The organism is Petropleomorpha daqingensis, from assembly GCF_013408985.1.
Lineage (GTDB): Bacteria > Actinomycetota > Actinomycetes > Mycobacteriales > Geodermatophilaceae > Petropleomorpha > Petropleomorpha daqingensis.
Window position 1 is genome coordinate 359,535 of the sequence record NZ_JACBZT010000001.1, and the last position, 13,463, is coordinate 372,997.

The window sequence follows — 13,463 nt, forward strand, 5'->3', positions numbered from 1 at the left end:
GCACAACGCTGTGCGCCTGTAGCACGGCAGTCTCACCATTGCCGAGCGGATCGTCCAGCCCCCAAGGTGGGTGTCGTACCGCTGCGCGGAGGCCCCGCGCCGGAGGAGGAGGACTTCGTGCGCCAGATCTACCGCATCGACCTCGACGACGCGCTGCCCATGCTGAAGGCGGCCCGCGCGAAGGCGGAGGAGATCGGGGTCAAGCAGACGATCTGCATCTGCGACGACGGGGGGCACGTCCTCGCCCTGCACCGGCTCCCCGGCGCCCGGCTGACCGGCGTGGAGATCGCGATGGCCAAGGCGTTCACCGCGGCCGGCCACGAGCGGGCCACGCACCTGTTCAACGAGCCGCCGAACGGCCCGGCGCTGCCCGGCAACGAGGCCTTCGGCATCTCGCACATGCTGCCCGGCAAGTTCGCCATCTTCGTCGGCGGCTTCCCGATCGTGCACGAGGGGCAGATCGTCGGGGCCGTCGGCGTGAGCGGCGGCAACGGCGAGCAGGACAAGGCCGTCGGCGCCGCGGCCCTGCAGGCCTTCGCCGAGCACGTGGCCACCCTGGGCGCCGGCGTCTGAGCGCGCGTCAGCCGAAGGTGTCGATCCGCCGGGCTGCCGCGGCCGGCTGAACCCGGTCGTCCCGCCGCGGCTCGCGCGCCGCCGAGCTCTCGACGGTGCGCAGGCCGACGCTGGCTACGAGCAGCACGATCCCGCCGACCAGCAGCACGGTCAGCGGGCCGGCGACCCCGTCACCGGCAGCGGTCAGCACGACCGCCGCGGTGCCGCCCCAGTCGCCGAGGTGCGCGGCGGTCAGCCCGTAGGGCAGCAGGACGAAGACGACGACGCCGACCGCCGCCGACACCACGCACCAGGTCCCGACGCGCCGCAGGACCGGCGACCGGCGCGGCGCGACCACCAGGGCGACGGCGACGGCGGTGAGCGCGATGCCCAGCCCCCACTGCCAGCCGGTGGTGAGGGGCTCGCGGATCGGCGCGAGGAACGTGATCGCCGCGCGGCCGGGCACCGGCACGGCGAGCCCCTCGGTCGGGACGGCGGCGGCGAGCTGCGGATCGATCCCGGCGGCCGCGTCGTGCAGCACGGGCCCGAGCTCGAGCTCGTCGGCCCCGGACGCGGCGGCGCGGACGGCGGCGCCGAGGCGGGGGTCGCCGATCGCCGCGGCCGCGATCTGCTCCGCGGTCTCCTCGGGCACCGCGGGCGCCGCGGTGTGGACGGCGTCGGCGAGCGCTGAGGTCAGCGCCGACTTCCCCACGGTGCTGCTGAGCACCGCGTCGGCGATGCGGGCCGGCCGGGTGGGGTCTGCCACCGTGTGCAGCAGGACGAAGCAGAGCAGCGCGAGCGAGCCGACCAGGGTCGCGATCCGGACGGCGACGGCGGCCAGGGCACGACGCATGCTGCCTCTATCGGCACAGACGCTGCACTCCCGGCAGGAGGTCGGACATGTCGGTGCTCCAGTTCGACGAGCGCGGCACCCGCCACATCGTGCGGCTGTACTCCACACCGGACGTGGTGCGGCAGCGCGCCGAGGTCCTCGCCCTGCTCGCCGCCCGGCCCGGAGAGCGGGTCCTCGACATCGGTTCGGGACCCGGCTTCCTCGTGGCGTCCTTGGCCGACGCCGTCGGAGCCGAGGGCGCCGTCCACGGGCTCGACCGGAGCGCGCCCATGAACGCCGTCGCCCGCGACCTGGTCGCGGACCGGCCGTGGGTCAGGATCGACGACGGCGACGCCGTGGAGCTGCCGTACCCGGACGGTGACTTCGACGCCGCGGTGTCGACCCAGGTCTACGAGTACGTCGCCGATGTCCCGCGGGCGCTGTCGGAGCTGCGTCGCGTGCTGCGACCTGGTGGCCGAGCTCTCGTCCTCGACACCGACTGGGACTCGGTGGTGTGGCACGTCGTCGATCGCGCGCTGCACCGCCGCGTCATGACCGCCTGGGAGGAGCACCTCGTGCATCCCCACCTGCCCGCCATGCTGCCGGGGCAGCTGCTGCGCGCCGGCTTCCGGGTGACCGGGCGGCACCTGATCCCGCTGTTCAACCCCCGACTCGAGGAGAACACCTTCAGCGCGCTGAACATCGAGATGATCGCGCGGTTCGTCCGCGGCCGGCAGGGACTGACCGACGAGGACGTCGAGGCCTGGACGGCCGACCTGCGGGAGCGCGGCGCGGAGGACGCCTACTTGTTCAGCCTGAACCGGTACTGCTTCCTCGCCGTCGCCGAGTAGCGGCCGCCGCTCGGCCAGCCAACAGCGACCGATGCGACGCCTCGCGAGCACGGCGCTAGCCTCGGCACTTGCATCGTTCGGCTCAGCCGCAGGCCCTGGCGCGATCACGACGACAAGTAGTGCAGCGTGCGGCAGTTGGCTCCGAATCCATGGCGAAACAAGGCGTTCGCACACCAGGGGAGTGTGAAGTTGAGTCAGCTTGTCGCGTTCTACGACGAGAATCCGGTCGAACTCAAAGGCCAGGTAGAGATTCACCAGCGCCCGATCTCGTCAGCGGTACGGGCGCGTTCGGTCGAGGGTGCGATCCGGACATCGCTCGTCTATGTCCAGGTAAGCAGCGAGGCCGGACCGTTCTTGGTCCCGTTCGGGGAGTACGACGAGTGGTCGCTCCGTGACCGGTACAACGAGGCCATCCGGATCATGAACACTCTCGGGGCCTCCGCGATCACCTGCGAGACATTTGGCGAGGCGACCGTTCGCCGCGGAATTCGCGCCAAGGTGCTCAGGCGGGGTGGCGAGTTGACTCAACAGCGCATCGAGAACAGCGGATTCGACTTCCGACACGACGGCGCCGGTAGTGCACCACGCGACCCTAGACCGCTGCGTTGGCCGGACGAACCGGGCTTCGCCGCGGCGGTGAGCAGCGTCCTCGAAAACGGGGCCACAGAGGTGGTGATCAACATCAGGAGCAATCGCACATACGCGATCGACGGCGCTCTTGGACTCAAGTTGAAGAAGTTGGACCTTGATCTTGGCGGGGGCACCGAGCGAGCTGGAACGACCAGCCTGCACATCCGCGCCAGCTTCCCGCAGGTGCGCAAGGGCTGGAGATGACCGGCTAGAGGTGCGTGCTGAGCCTGCGGTGTCGACCGGGTGCAGAAGCCGGCCCCTAGCTTTCGAGCTCAGTGTGCAGAGCTGCGCGGGTCGATCACGTGGACTGAAGGATCGAGCCCCTACCGCGCTCAGTTCGTGACGACGGCGGCGACCAGGGCAACCTCGACCGGCGCGCCGGAGGGCAGGCTCTTCACGCCGACCGCGGTGCGGGCCACCGTCCCGCGCTCGCCGAGCCGCTCGCGCAGCACCGCCGAGGCGCCGTCGGCCACCGCCGAGTGCGCGGTGAAGCCGTCGACCGCGACCACGTAGACGGTCATCGTGAGGGCGCGCACGATGCCGGCCAGCCCGACCGCCTCCACCAGCGCGGTCACCGCGTTGCCCGCGGCCAGCCCGGCCGCCTCCTTGGCCGCGGCCACGTCGAGGTTGCGCCCCACCACGCCGCTGATCACCAGCTCGCCGTGCCGGCGCGGGGTCATGCCCGCCGTCCAGGCGAACCCGCCGTGCACGACGGCCGGGACGTAGGCGCCCTGCGGCGGGACCGCGGTGTCAGACACCGAGCGCCACCCCGTCCTGCCGCGGGTCGGCCGCCCCGGCGAGCACGCCGCGCTCGGCGTCCACCGAGACGACCAGCGCGCTGCCGCCGGCACCCCACTCCCCCACGTCGCGCACGTCGTGCCCCCGCTCGGCCAGGCCGGCGAGCACCTCGGCGCCCAGCCGGCTCTCGCACTGCAGGGTCTCGGGGCTGCCGATCGCGTCGGCGTCGCTGCCGGGGTGCACGGTCGTGCGCGGCGCGGCGACCGCCTCGGCCGGGTCGAGCCCGCGGTCGACGAGGGCGGTGAGCAGCTGCACGTTCCACTGCACCTGCCCGTCGCCGCCCGGGGTGTTGCCCACGTGCCGCAGCCGCCCGGCGCGGTCGGTGGCCAGCCACGCGTTGAGGGTGTGCAGCGGCTTGCGGCGCGGGGCCAGCGCGTTGGGGTGCCCGGGCAGGAGGTACGCCCCGCGGCCCAGCCGGTTGTTCAGGGCGATGCCCGTGCCCGGGATCGAGATCCGCGCGCCGAAGGTGAACGCCAGCGACGAGATCGCGCTGACCGCGCGCCCGTCGCCGTCGACGGCCACGCAGCTGGTGGTGTCGCCGTGCACCCCGAGACCGCCGACCACGGCGTCCTCGTCCTGCAGCTCGGCGCGGGCCGCTCGCAGCGCGTCGACGGTGAGCAACGAGCGCCACGCGTCGCCGTCGGCGGCGCAGCGCTCGTAGCGGTCGCGGAAGGCGCGGCGCGCGGCGAGCGCGAGCAGGTGCACCGCGTCGGCGTCCGGCAGCCCGGCCAGCCGGCCGTCGAGCAGCCCGGCCTGCTGGAGCACCATCCAGCCCGGGGTGGGCGGGGGCGTGGTGTGGACGACGACGTCGCCGTACGGCGCGCTGACCGACCCCTCCACCGGGACGTCGGCACCCGCGGACCACTCGTCGCCGCTGAACTCGGCGCCGCCGGAGCGCAGCAGCCCGATGGCCCGCTCGGCGATGCGCCCCCGGTACAACGACCGCGGCCGGCGGGCCAGCGCCTCGATGCTCGCGGCGAGCTCCGGCGCGGGCAGCCGGTCGCCGACCGACGGCACCCGCCCGCCCGGGAGCAGCCAGCGGGCCAGGTCGTCGTCCGCGGCCAGCGCGGCCGCGTGCTCGGCGATGTCGCGCCGGTTCTTGTCGGTGCACGGCAGGCCGCCGCGCGCCGCGGCGGCGGCCGGCGCCCACAGCTCGGGCAGCGACCGCGTCCCGGCGACCGCGTGCAGGGTCGCGAGCGCGCCGATCGCCCCGGGCGTGGCCACCGCCAGCGGCCCGGTCAGCGGCAGCGCCGTCATGCCCCGGTCGAGGTACCCCTCGGCGGAGGCGCCGTCGGGCCCGTAGCCGCTGCCGGTGACCGTCCAGACGCGGCCGTCGGGCTCGCGGACGACGGCGAAGAAGTCGCCGCCGATCCCGCACTGCCCGGGCAGCGCCAGCCACGACATCGCCGTCATCGCCAGGACGGCGTCGACCGCCGTCCCGCCGTCGGCCAGCACGCGCGCGCCGGCTCCGCTCACCGCGGGGGAGCTGCTGACCACGATGCCGCCGGTGGCCAGGGTGGGCGTGCGGACCGGACCCCAGGCCGCCGGCCAGCTCATGCCGACGGTGGCCGGCGGCGGCGCGGACCGCCCTCGAGCACGTCACGCTCCGAGAGCCCGACCAGCACCTGGCCGTCCTCCTCGCGCACCGGGTAGGTGCGGATCGGCTCGGTGGCCGGCGGCTGGATCGGCTCGCCGGTCTCGAGGTCGAACACGCTGTTGTGGCACGAGCAGCGGATGCCGTCGTCCTGCAGCTTGCCCGAGGAGAGCAGGCAGTCCAGGTGGGTGCAGTAGTTGGAGGTGGCGTAGGCGCGGCCGTCGAGCCGGGCCACCGCGATCTCCACCTGCCCGTGGTCGGTGTCGGCGTAGAACCGCCGCACGTAGCCCTCGGGCACCTGGCCCTTGCGGCAGATCCGCACGAACTCGCACTCGGTCTTCGCGGCCGCCAGTTCGGCGTCGCTCACCTGTCGGGCCTCGGTCATGCGCTCAGGTAGACGGTCTTGTCGACCGTGTAGAAGGCCATCATCGATTCCCCTGCCTGCTCCTTGGACGTCTGGGTGCTGCTGTTCTTGAGTCCGCCGAACGGGGCGTTCATCGCCTGGCCGGTCGTCGGCTGGTTGACCTTGACCAGGCCGGCGGTGACCCGGCGGGCGAAGGTGAGGGCGCGACCCACGTCGGCGGTGACGATCCCGGCCGACAGCCCGAAGCGGGTGGCGTCGGCCAGGGCCAGCGCCTCGTCGAGGTCGCCGGCGAGCAGCACCGCGAGCACCGGCCCGAAGACCTCCTCGGTGGCCAGCTCCGAGGCGGGGTCGACGCCGGTGAAGACGGTCGGCCGCACGAAGTGCCCGTGCGCGAGGTGGTCGCCCTCCGGCTCCTCCGGTCCACCGGTCACGAGCTGAGCGCCGGCGTCCAGGGCCCGGCGGACGAAGCCGAGGACCGTGTCCTTCTGCCGCTCGGTGGCCTGCGGACCCATGTCGACGCCGGGCTCGAGCCCGGGGCCGAGGCGCAGCGCCGCTGCCTTCGCGGCGATCCGCTCGACCAGCGCGTCGTGGACGTCGGCGTGCACGATCACCCGGCTGGTACCGGTGCACGCCTGGCCGGACAGGCCGAACGCGCCCTTCGTGATCAGCGCCGCGGCCCGGTCCAGGTCGGCGTCCTCCAGGACGACGACCGGGTTCTTGCCGCCCATCTCCAGCTGGGTGCGCCGGCTGGCGGGCACCGCGCGGTGGATCGCCTCCCCCACCGCCGTCGAACCGGTGAACGTCACCGCGTCGACCCGCTCGTCGGCGACCAGCGCCTGCGCGACCTCGGCACCACCGTGCAGCACCGCGATGGCGCCGGCCGGCAGCCCGGCCTCGAGCAGGGCGTCGACCAGCCGCTGGCCGAGCAGCGGGGTCACCTCGCTGGGCTTGAAGACGACGCCGTTGCCCGCGGCCAGCGCCGGCCCGAGCTTCCGGGACGGGATGTTCAGCGGGAAGTTCCAGGGCGTGATCGCCGCGACCACGCCGACCGGCGCGCGCAGCGTGAACACGAGGCTGCCGTCGCCGGTGGGCAGCGTGACCCCGGCCGTGCGCAGCGCCTCACCGGCGTAGAAGCGCAGGTTCGCCGGGGTCCGGGAGACCTCCATCGTGGCCTCGGCGAGGGTCTTGCCCTCCTCGCGGACCAGCTGGGGAATCAGTCCGGCCCGCTCGCGCTCGAGCACGTCGGCGGCGTCCTGCAGCACCTGCGCCCGCTTCTCGGGCGCGGTGTCGGCCCACTCCTGCCAGCCGGCGGCGACGGCGGAGACCGCTGCGTCGGCGTCCTTGGCGTCGGACTCGGGGAAGCACGAGACGACGTCGCGGGTGTCGGCGGGGTTGCGCCGCTCGCGGCTGCGGCCGGAGACGGACTCGACCCACGTCCCGTCGACCAGGTTGCGCACCGTGGCGGCCATCAGACGCCCACCTCTTCTTCTTCGAGCAGGTCCTCGAGCTCGACCGACTCGTCGGCCAGCTGCTCGGGGCGGACGGGGATCTCCAGGTCGAGCAGCTCGCGGGCGACGGAGATGTCCTCGCCGCGCTCGATCGAGGCCGCGCCGACGACCACGCCGTCCCGCAGCCAGAACACGGTGCCGTCGAGCTCGTCGAGGTCGCCGCGCGTGATGGCGACGTCGTCCGGGCGGATCCCGCCGAGGCCCAGGCCCTGGACGTTGACGTCGTACTGGTCGGTCCAGAACCAGTGCGGATCGGCGAAGCTCTTGGCCCGGCCGGCGACGGTCGAGGCGATGGCCTGCGCCTGCTGCTGGGCGACGTCGACGTGCTCGACCCGGATCCGACCGTAGCGCGGGTGGTCGTGCGCGGCGACGTCGCCGGCGGCGAAGACGGTGGGGATCGAGGTCCGGCCGTGCGCGTCGACGTCGACGCCGTTGCCGACGGCCAGCCCGGAGCGGACCGCGACGTCGGTGTCCGGGACGATCCCGATGCAGACGACGAGGTCGTCGACGGTCTCGGTGCCCGCGTCGGTGTCGACCTCGACGCCCTCCGGGCCGGGTCGCACCGACGTGACCGGCGAGCCGAGCCGCAGGTCGACGCCGCGCCGGCGGTGCAGCCCGGTGATCGCGGCGCCGATGCCCGGGCCGAGCGCCCGGGCGAGGAGCACCGGGTCGAGGTCGAAGACGACGGCCTCGGCGCCGCGGGTGACCGCCGCGGCGGCGATCTCGGTGCCGAGGAAGCCGCCGCCGAGGACGCCGATCCGCCGGCCGGGGGTGAGCCGCTCGCGCAGCCGGTCGCTGTCGGCGAGGGTGCGCACGGTGTGCACGCGGTCGCCGTCCAGGCCGGGCAGCGTCCGCGGCCGGCCGCCGGTGGCCAGGACGACGAGGTCGGCCGGGACGGTCCCGCCGTCGGTGAGCACGACCGCGCCGCTGCCGGCGTCGATGCGGTCGACCCGGGTGCCGGTGCGGAGGGTGACGTCGTTGGCCGCGCACCAGTCGGGGTCGAGCAGCCACAGCCCGGCCTCGGAACCGGAGGCGAGCCGCTCCTTGGACAGGTGCGGGCGGTCGTACGGGGCGACCGGCTCGTCGCCGAGCAGGACGACGGGGCCGGCGAAGCCGCGGCGGCGCAGCGCGCGGGCGGCGGAGGCGGCGACGTGGCCGGCGCCGACGACGACCAGGGTCGGCTCGCTCACGACGCGCCTCCGCTGGTGATCGCGGATTCCGCCGTGGTGGGCACGCGCGGGGTGGCCGGGTTCGGGTCGACGAGGACCGCGCCCTCCTCGGTGACCTGCACGGCGTAGGTGGCGAGCCTGCCGTCCTGGTCCTGGGGCTCGCCGGTGCGCGGGTCGAACCGCCACTGGTGCCCGGGGCAGATCACCTGACCGTTGAGAAGGGTGCCCTTGGCGAGGGACTTCTCCTGGTGGATGCACGTGTCGTCGACGGCGAAGACCTCGTCGTCGACGAGGAACAGCGCGATCGGGCAGCCGCCCACCTCGACCTGCTTGCGCTTGCGGCGGCCGACGTCCTTGAGATCGGCCACGTGCACCCAGGAGCCGCCGTCGGCCGGGGTGGTGGGGAGGGCGGGCTGGGTCACGGTCGGCTCCGGGGGTTGTGCTCGCGGGAGGACGAGCGGAGTGCCAGGGACGCGGATCCCGCGCCCTGGCACTCCGCTGCGAAACGGGCTCGCGTCAGGCCAGCGACTCGGCGTCGCTGACCGTCTTGTCGGGAGCGACGTAGGTGTCGTAGAGCGAGCGGGTGTACGCGTAGCGCATCTCGGCGCCCCAGCGGACGAACTGCAGGCAGCGCTGCTGCAGCTCCACGGTGTTCGCGTTCTCCAGCACGATCTGGTAGCCGCGCTCGCCGTGCACCTCGTCGGAGGTGATGTGCAGGTCGAAGAACTCGATCTCGTCCTCGGTGAACTTGTAGACCTCGCGCAGCGGGACGATCTGCTTCTTGTAGATGCTCGGCACCTGTGACTCCAGGCCCACGATCAGCGCCGCGGTGGCGACGACGAAGTGCTCGCGCATCGCCGTCGCGTAGCACCAGGCCTGCAGCCCGCGGGTGACCGCGTTGGCGTTGTTCGGGTCCTCGATGCGCTCGCGGGTGGTGCCGCACGCCTCGCCGAAGCGGATGAGCAGGTCGGTGTGGCGGATGTCGGCCAGCTCCTCCTCGTACATGTTCTGGAGCAGGAAGTCCTTGGCGTCGGTCAGGGTGTCCGGGGTGTTGCCGTAGATGTAGCCGAGGTAGTCGGCGAACGGGCCGACGTAGTGGTAGTGGTTCTCGGCCCAGCGGGCGAAGTGGTGCCGCTCCAGCTCGCCGTCGGCCCACGCCTTGCTGAAAGAGGCGTTCTTGGCCTCGCGGCCCTTGATCGCGTCCTGCAGGGCGACGCGGAAGTCGTCGGGGCTGAGCAGCTCGGTCCGGTCGAGCATCTGGGTCATGGGAAAGTCGCCTTCCGAGAGCGGTTCGGTGTGCGATGTCGGTGTGCTCCGAAGCTAGGGCGGACGACGCCTTCTCCTAGAGGGTCATGCTGCACACGTCTGCGCTGAATCGATGTGCACAAGGACCAGCGCTGGAGGGACCGTGGATCCGGATCCTGCAACGGTGCCCGCACCTTCGACCGCCGCGTCGACCACCGCCCCGGCGACCGCGTCGTCCGCCGCCTCCGCCCGGTTGCGGCAGACCCTCGTCGTGACCCTCGCCGTGGTCAGCGGCGCGACCGACGCCATCGGCCTGCTGGCCCTCGGGGGTGCGTTCACCAGCGTCATGACCGGCAACATGGTGCTGCTCGGCGTCGCGGCAAGCTCGGCCGACGGGGCGCTGGCCGCGTCGTCCGGACTGGCGATCCTGGCCTTCTGCGCGGGCGCCGCCCTGGGCGCCCGGCTGGCCGGTGTCCCGGTGGGCGGCGACCCGGTGTGGCCGCGGTCGGTCACCGTCGCCCTCGGCGTGGAGTTCGCGCTCTTCGCCGCGTACGCGGCGGGCTGGTGGATCACCGGCGGCGACCCCGGGCGGGGCCTCGCTCTGGTGCTCCTGCTGTGCACGGCCATCGGGCTGGGCATCCAGAGCAGCACCGTGCAGCGCTTCGGCGTCAGCGGGATGTCGACGACCTACCTCACCGGGACGCTGACCACCGTCGTCATCCGGTTGGCCACCGGCCGCGGGGTGCGCGAGGTCTGGCACAGCATCGAGATCCTGCTGGGCCTCATCGCCGGTGCGGCCGCCGGCGCGCTGCTCGTGCTGCACCTGCCGCTGGTCGCTCCGGTGCTGCAGCTGGGGGCGCTGGGCGCCGTCGTCCTCGTCGGCGGGCTGGTCGCGCAGCGCCGCTGATCAGGCGGGCACGTCGGCGCGCCGGCGGCGCTTGACCTCCTCGCGCCGCTCCTCCTCCGTCATCCCGCCCCACACCCCCGAGTTCTCCCCGGTCCGGATGGCCCACTCCAGGCACTGGGTGCGCACGGGGCAGCGGCTGCAGATCCGCTTGGCCGCCCAGGCCTCCGCCCGCCCCAGCGAGGAGTGGCCGACGGGGAAGAACAATTCCGGACTGCTGCCCTGGCAGGCAGCGTCGCGCTGCCACTGGTCGTCGAGCATCGACCGGCTCCTCGGACGTCGCACGGGATGGGCTTGTGCGTCTCTGCCGCTCTCGGGAACCGGAGTGGAACCACGACGTCTCGGACCGGGCGACGCTAGCAATACGGCTCTCGATCGCCCAGAGTCCCCGAGCTCGATCGGCGCGCCGACTCCCCTGCGTCGTCGGGGCCCGGTCTCTGCGTGTGGAGGGCGCCGGTCGTCGGCCGGCGCCCTCGGTCCGTCACGCGGAGGCCGGCTCGGGCGCCAGGCCGAGCTGGGCCAGCATCCCGCCCAGGTCGTAGTAGATGCGGTGCTCGGTGATCCTGCCGTCGACGACCCGGAAGGCGTCGGCGAACGGCAGTTCCAGGGACCGGCCGGTCGGCGGCAGGTCGCCGGCCGGGGTCTCCAGCGGGCCGGTGTTGGTCCCGGTGAAGCGCCCCTCGACGATGATGCGGTCGCCGGCCTCGACGTACCGGTCGCGGTGGATCCGGCCGTCCGGGAAGGCACGGAGGAAGCCCTGCCCGTAGGCCACGAAGGGGTCGATGCCGGACATCGGTGCGCTGCCGGGCACCTGGGTGACGACGTCGGCGCCGAAGATCTCGGCGACGTCGGAGAAGTCCCCGGAGTTGATCTCGGCGTAGTGCCGGTCGACGAGCTGCTCGAGGGTCATGGTCGTGTCCTCTCCGTCTCAGGCGGCGGCCGGCTCGGGAGCCAGGCCGAGCTGGACGAACATGGACAGCGAGTCGAAGTAGACGGTCAGCCGGCCGATGCGCTCGCCGCGCCGGGTGATGACCGCGCAGAACGGCAGGACCACGGAACGGCCGGTGGGCGGCACCTCGCCGCCGGGCGTGGCGAGCGGTCCGGTGTGCGTGCCCGACCAGGTGCCCTCGACGGCGCAGCGGTCGCCGTCCGGGGTCACCTCGCGCAGGGTGTGCCGCCCGTCGGGCATGGAGCCCGCGAACGAGCGGTTGATCCCGAGCCAGGCCTCCGTGGACAGCCCCGCGCCGAGCGGGGTGTCCAGAACGGCATCGGGCTGCAGGACCGCGAGGGCGTCGTCGTAGCGGTGGTCGTCGATCGCGGCGAAGAGCCGCTCGGCGAGGGTGGCGGTGTCGGTCATGGTGTGCTCCTCGGGTCGGGGGTGCGACGCGGAGGAGCCTCGGGCCGGACGGGACCGGAGCACATGGGGTGGTTCCCCCATGTTCAGGAGGTGTCCGGCACCAGGCCGTGCTGGACGGCGGCGAGGGTCGCGGCCGACCGGGAGTGGACGCCGAGCTTGGCGTAGACCGCCTCGAGGTGGTGCTCGACGGTCTTGCGGGAGACGACGAGCCGCTCGGCGATCGCCGGGTTGGTCAGCCCGCGGGCGAGCAGGCGGAGCACCTCCAGCTCGCGGGCGGTGAGGCCGGCGATCGCGGTGGCCCGGCGCCGTTCCGGGTGCCCGGCGGCGGCCAGGACGGCGTCGACGGCGTCGGCGTCCAGGTGCCCCGCGGTCGCCGCCGCCCGCATCGCGGCCGCGGCCTCCTTGGCGTTCATCGCCGGGCGGTAGGCGCGGTCGGCGACGACGGCGGCGTAGACGTCGGCCGCCGCGAGGATGCGGGCCGGCACGCTGAGGTCGGCCCCGTGCTGCGCCCGGTGGTACCCGCTGCCGTCGACCCGCTCGTGGTGCTGACCGGCCAGCGCGGCCAGCGGTTGCAGGAACGCCGAGCGGGCGAAGACCCGCTCGGTGACGTACGGGTGCAGCCGCACCTGCTCCCGCTGGTCGCGGTCCAGCGGCCCGGGCTTGTCCCAGACCGGCAGCGACACCGTGAGCCGCCCGACGTCGTGGATCCAGCCGGCCCACCGCAGCGCGGTCGCGTCGGCGGCCGGCAGCCCGCACCGGCGCGCGGCTGCCTCGCCCAGCTCGGCGACCGTCCGCGAATGACCGGCGGTGTACGGCGACTTCAGGTCGGTGAAGTCGGCGAGCGCGCGCAGGACGCCGTCGATGCCCTCGGACCGCAGCACGGGACCGCCGCCGGGTTCTCTCGCGAGCACGTCGGCCCAGGCGTCGTCCGGGTCGGTGAGCAGGTCGTCGTCGCCGGTCAGGAAGGCGTCGACGACCTCCGGCAGATAGGCCCGGCCGCGTCGCTCGCGCAGCATGGCGACGGTCGCGTCGGCGTCGGTGAACCGCAGGTGCGTGGTGACCGCCTCGGCGAGCTGGACGAGCTGCGGCGGCAGCGCGACGTCCCGGCGTCCCGCGGGGAACCCCTTCCCGTCCGGCCGCTCGAAGACCATCGTCACGTCCTCCCGCAACCGGCTCCGGAGCTCGTCGTCGAGGCCGAGCCGGTCGATCAGCAGCTGCGCGACCTCGCACACCGCCCGGCCGGCGTCCTTCATGGCGCTGCCGTGCGTCAGGAGGTGCAGCAGCGCGGCCGGCCGCTCGAGGAGGGGACGGGAGCCGACCGTCATCTGCAGGACGTAGGGCAGGAGCTCGCGGCTGTTCGACACGTCGCGGGTGCCGACGTCGGCGCGGAACGCCAGCTCGTCGCCGAGGAAGTCGGCGAGGGCGCGGTTCTCCGCCGTGCAGCCGATGTGCCGCAGCAGGGCCAGGTAGTAGACCCGCCGCCGCGTCGGCAGGTCGAGTCCCATCCGCTCGGCCAGCCGGACCGCGCGGGCGCAGACCCGCAGCCCGGTCTCCATCGGCACGACCATCCCGACGTCGATGGCGACCGACCAGGCGGCGAAGAGCTCGGACAGCCGGACGCTGTCGCGTGGCGTGGAGGCGGGCGCCACCATGGCGGAC

16 protein-coding genes are annotated in these 13,463 nt (G+C 73.8%); 4 read left to right on the top strand and 12 right to left on the bottom strand.

Annotated elements, in window-relative coordinates:
• The first annotated feature begins 117 nt into the window (after positions 1-117).
• A complete protein-coding gene (locus tag GGQ55_RS01780; RefSeq protein WP_179714844.1) occupies positions 118-573 on the top strand; it encodes a GlcG/HbpS family heme-binding protein in 456 nt (151 codons plus the stop codon).
• A gap of 7 nt (positions 574-580) precedes the next feature.
• Here the strand turns inward: GGQ55_RS01780 and GGQ55_RS01785 are convergent, their stop codons facing one another.
• Complete coding sequence (locus GGQ55_RS01785; protein ID WP_179714845.1) at positions 581-1,405, bottom strand: hypothetical protein; 825 nt, start codon at positions 1,403-1,405, stop codon at positions 581-583.
• A gap of 47 nt (positions 1,406-1,452) precedes the next feature.
• Between GGQ55_RS01785 and GGQ55_RS01790 the strand changes: the two genes are divergently transcribed.
• Together GGQ55_RS01790 and GGQ55_RS01795 are read left to right on the top strand one after the other, a co-directional pair.
• Entirely contained in the window at positions 1,453-2,235 is a 783-nt protein-coding gene (locus GGQ55_RS01790; protein WP_179714846.1) for a methyltransferase domain-containing protein, read from the top strand.
• Positions 2,236-2,361: 126 nt separating this feature from the next.
• A complete protein-coding gene (locus tag GGQ55_RS01795) occupies positions 2,362-3,069 on the top strand; it encodes a hypothetical protein (protein WP_179714847.1) in 708 nt (235 codons plus the stop codon).
• 128 nt (positions 3,070-3,197) lie between these two features.
• On the opposite strand, the gene GGQ55_RS01800 is transcribed toward GGQ55_RS01795, so the two are convergent.
• The 7 genes from GGQ55_RS01800 to GGQ55_RS01830 all read right to left on the bottom strand — a co-directional run bounded on the left by GGQ55_RS01800 (position 3,198) and on the right by GGQ55_RS01830 (position 9,564).
• Entirely contained in the window at positions 3,198-3,623 is a 426-nt protein-coding gene (locus GGQ55_RS01800) for a RidA family protein (protein WP_179714848.1), read from the bottom strand.
• Complete coding sequence (locus tag GGQ55_RS01805; RefSeq protein ID WP_179714849.1) at positions 3,616-5,220, bottom strand: gamma-glutamyltransferase family protein; 1,605 nt, start codon at positions 5,218-5,220, stop codon at positions 3,616-3,618. The genes GGQ55_RS01800 and GGQ55_RS01805 overlap by 8 nt, the downstream gene beginning before the upstream one ends.
• A complete protein-coding gene (locus GGQ55_RS01810; RefSeq protein WP_179714850.1) occupies positions 5,217-5,642 on the bottom strand; it encodes a Rieske (2Fe-2S) protein in 426 nt (141 codons plus the stop codon). The genes GGQ55_RS01805 and GGQ55_RS01810 overlap by 4 nt, the downstream gene beginning before the upstream one ends.
• Complete coding sequence (locus GGQ55_RS01815) at positions 5,639-7,090, bottom strand: aldehyde dehydrogenase family protein (RefSeq protein ID WP_179714851.1); 1,452 nt, start codon at positions 7,088-7,090, stop codon at positions 5,639-5,641. Before GGQ55_RS01815 ends, GGQ55_RS01810 begins: the two co-directional genes overlap by 4 nt.
• On the bottom strand, positions 7,090-8,319 hold the full coding sequence (locus GGQ55_RS01820; RefSeq protein ID WP_179714852.1) for an NAD(P)/FAD-dependent oxidoreductase: 1,230 nt from the start codon (positions 8,317-8,319) through the stop codon (positions 7,090-7,092). The genes GGQ55_RS01815 and GGQ55_RS01820 overlap by 1 nt, the downstream gene beginning before the upstream one ends.
• Positions 8,316-8,720 (bottom strand): Rieske (2Fe-2S) protein, encoded by a 405-nt coding sequence (locus tag GGQ55_RS01825; protein ID WP_218859126.1) that lies wholly within the window; start codon positions 8,718-8,720, stop codon positions 8,316-8,318. Before GGQ55_RS01825 ends, GGQ55_RS01820 begins: the two co-directional genes overlap by 4 nt.
• A gap of 94 nt (positions 8,721-8,814) precedes the next feature.
• Entirely contained in the window at positions 8,815-9,564 is a 750-nt protein-coding gene (locus GGQ55_RS01830; RefSeq protein WP_218859127.1) for an iron-containing redox enzyme family protein, read from the bottom strand.
• A gap of 163 nt (positions 9,565-9,727) precedes the next feature.
• Here GGQ55_RS01830 and GGQ55_RS01835 point away from each other — a divergent pair, with 163 nt between their 5' ends.
• Positions 9,728-10,450: a YoaK family protein gene (locus GGQ55_RS01835; RefSeq protein WP_179714853.1), complete on the top strand. Its 723-nt coding sequence runs from the start codon at positions 9,728-9,730 to the stop codon at positions 10,448-10,450.
• On the opposite strand, the gene GGQ55_RS01840 is transcribed toward GGQ55_RS01835, so the two are convergent.
• From GGQ55_RS01840 to GGQ55_RS27525, 4 genes are all read right to left on the bottom strand, one after another.
• On the bottom strand, positions 10,451-10,708 hold the full coding sequence (locus GGQ55_RS01840) for a WhiB family transcriptional regulator (protein WP_179714854.1): 258 nt from the start codon (positions 10,706-10,708) through the stop codon (positions 10,451-10,453). It abuts the gene before it with no gap.
• Positions 10,709-10,928: 220 nt separating this feature from the next.
• A complete protein-coding gene (locus GGQ55_RS01845) occupies positions 10,929-11,357 on the bottom strand; it encodes an ester cyclase (protein ID WP_179714855.1) in 429 nt (142 codons plus the stop codon).
• Between the two features lie 18 nt (positions 11,358-11,375).
• On the bottom strand, positions 11,376-11,804 hold the full coding sequence (locus GGQ55_RS01850) for an ester cyclase (protein WP_179714856.1): 429 nt from the start codon (positions 11,802-11,804) through the stop codon (positions 11,376-11,378).
• An 83-nt stretch (positions 11,805-11,887) separates the two neighbouring features.
• Positions 11,888-13,456, bottom strand: coding sequence for an HD domain-containing phosphohydrolase (locus GGQ55_RS27525; protein WP_179714857.1), 1,569 nt, complete (start codon positions 13,454-13,456; stop codon positions 11,888-11,890).
• Positions 13,457-13,463 lie beyond the last annotated feature (7 nt).